Origin of the sequence: Gordonia gummivorans (genome assembly GCF_022513585.1) — a bacterium.
Lineage (GTDB): Bacteria > Actinomycetota > Actinomycetes > Mycobacteriales > Mycobacteriaceae > Gordonia.
In genome coordinates, this window is the sequence record NZ_JAKWBF010000096.1 from 1 (window position 1) to 509 (window position 509).

General features: G+C 63.7%; 1 protein-coding gene. It reads right to left on the reverse strand.

What is annotated here, in order from left to right; translation table 11 throughout:
* A partial coding sequence (locus tag MKW15_RS24260) for a condensation domain-containing protein (protein WP_308221106.1) occupies positions 1-506 on the reverse strand: 506 nt, incomplete at its 3' end.
* Positions 507-509 lie beyond the last annotated feature (3 nt).

The window sequence follows — 509 nt, forward strand, 5'->3', positions numbered from 1 at the left end:
GGATCGAAGTTCAACGCCACCTGCGCCAACGGCGCAAACGCCTCGCTCCGCACCGGCTTGACCGCATCCACCACCGCCTCAAACGGCACATCCCCATGCGCAAACGCCTCCACATCCGAGGCACTCACCTGATCAAGCAACTCCGCAAAACTCTGACCACCATCAACCGAAGCCCGCAACACCAACGTGTTGACAAACATCCCCACCAACGGATCCAACACCGCAGACCCACGACCACCCACCGGCGTCGAAATCGCCACATCCACCGCATTCGACACCCGACCCATCACCGCAGCCCACGCCGCATGAACAACCATGAACGCCGTCGCCCGGTGCTCAGACGCCAAAGCCCGCAACGCCATGCCCGTCTGCGCCGGCAACGTCACCGTCACCCGCGCCCCACGATTCGACGCCACCAGAGGACGAGGCCGATCCGTCGGGAACTCCAACAGACCCGGCAGGCCAGCCAACCGCTCAGTCCAATACGACAACTGACCCGACACCACCGA